Source organism: Pseudomonas sp. RA_35y_Pfl2_P32 (assembly GCF_963970735.1).
Classification (GTDB): Bacteria; Pseudomonadota; Gammaproteobacteria; order Pseudomonadales; family Pseudomonadaceae; genus Aquipseudomonas.
Genome location: NZ_CAXAQF010000055.1, coordinates 1 through 1,897, shown reverse-complemented (window position 1 = coordinate 1,897; position 1,897 = coordinate 1). Strand labels below are relative to the sequence as shown.

Annotated in this window: 2 protein-coding genes; one reads left to right on the top strand and one right to left on the bottom strand. The window is 46.9% G+C overall.

The annotated features are described in order from the left end of the window. Positions 1 to 862 (top strand): RHS repeat-associated core domain-containing protein (locus tag AACY45_RS26980; protein ID WP_339548477.1); only part of this gene is annotated, 862 nt, incomplete at its 5' end. Between the two features lie 71 nt (positions 863 to 933). Here the strand turns inward: AACY45_RS26980 and AACY45_RS26975 are convergent. Next, positions 934 to 1,897, bottom strand: a 964-nt coding sequence (locus tag AACY45_RS26975) for an RHS repeat-associated core domain-containing protein (RefSeq protein WP_339548476.1), incomplete at its 5' end; no start/stop codon positions are given.

The following is a 1,897-nucleotide window of genomic DNA, read 5'->3' as shown; positions in this document are numbered from 1 at the left end:
GCGGTGGATAAGTCCGGATCCGATTGGCTCGAATGACGGCCTGAACCTGTATCGATTCTGTGGAAATAACCCCATCTGCAGAATCGACCCCGACGGGCGTATGTGGCAGCCATACGATGATGAATTCCTGGACGAATTTGTAATGGTCGAACCTGACTTGAGGGCTTCCTATGGTCTGCCACCGATTGTCTTACGGCCCTCAGAGCAGGACAGTGATGAATCAATGGATTATCAAGGCTCGCCCGAATCGCCCGAATCGCCCGAAAGCAATCACTCGCGGAGTGAATCCAGTCCAGACGCTGAAAACAGCCCTGCCAGTCCACCAGCGCCAACCGATGATCAAAATACGCTCCTCAAAATCCTCAATGCAGACCCCTATCAACCCGCCCATTACTGGAACAGTGCGAACCTGCTCGAAAGAACCGATTTTGGTGGCAAGGTATACCGTGCAGACCGGCGTAGTCCTGACGAAGTACTACGGAATGGATTCAAAGTTTCAGAGGAATTCACTGCAGTTGGAAAAATGATCAGCGGTGATGCCTTGATTGTCGCAGAGACACTCGAGGGAGCCATTTTCTACGCAGCCCAAGGGAGGCACCCATATTACTTCTATGAAATCGACGCCACTAACGTAAGTGGTGTTTCGCTACTTGAAAACATGGTGCTGAATAACTCGATAATGGTTGAACATCTCAACGCACCTCCTGGTGACAGCCCATCTGAACAGACCGGACGGGCCAATGGAATGCATGAAGCACACCTGAATCATGATGACCTCGTGTCTTCTGGGAACGCTTGGGTTTCATTGGGAAAATTCGAAAATGAAGTGGAACAAATGCGCAAAAAACTCACGAATTCCTGAAAGTTCAAGGTATCCACCTCGGGCGCAGTGAGATGAGAGCGGGCGCAAGCAACTCAGGGTAATGACAATGGCTAGTGCGCGCTCCAGGAATGTAGGTTTCCGCTGTTGATATATCGTCCAAGCGGCATCTTGCTTACCATGCTTTTCTGAAACCCATCAGGCAGTGGTGTACCTATGTAGTTGCCTCTTTTTCGTTCTATGATTGTATTTATTTCACTGTCTTTTCCTGTCATGACGTCCGTGTATACTCGCGGTCCGACCATGGATGTCATTATGTTCATTCTGACGTTTTGAGTCTCTTTTTCTAAAATACTATCTCCGATATATCCATTGTTGGAGGCGTATTTTCCTGACTGCACAATTGTGTCGTAGCGTAAGCGCATCTCGTTCATGATGTCGATTAACGTTGAGTTGCCGGCATGGGCTGCGAACGAACTATTGATAATTTGAGGGTTGTTAGCAATTCCGGTCCAGGGGACGAATACAGGTTCGTGAAAAAGAAGCTCGTTAGCTTCTGCCTTTAGCGATGTTCTGCCTAGTTTTTCCTGCGTTTTTGTATTCTTTTTCACATAGATATCGTCGACATCAGAGTATAAACCTCCTCTCTGATGCACGATGTAAGGTCGCAATGCGTCTGCCGCAAAGGCGAGGTTTTTTGGGTCGCCTGACCTGAAGTCATTATAGATGGTCGCTACATTGCTTTTTTGGAAGTTGTTGAAAAGTATACTGTCCTGCAAGTGGACTGTTTTGTGGATTTTTAATTTTTTAAGTGCTGGCGCGTAACTTTCTTTTTCTGTTGTGTCCAGGTAGAGGCGAACTTTATAACCGCTGGCTTGTTTGGCAGTATTGTTGATGTTGTCTGCTTGTGTTGCTAGTTTTTCTGGTGACTCTCCTATCCAAATCATGTGAATGTCTTTGTTTATTTTCTTTTTTTCTTCCCCTGACGGGTCTGTATGAATAATGGGGTTGTTGCCTACCATTTGAAAGCGATTAAGCCCGTCTATATTTCCCGCCGGATCCGGATTTATCCATCGT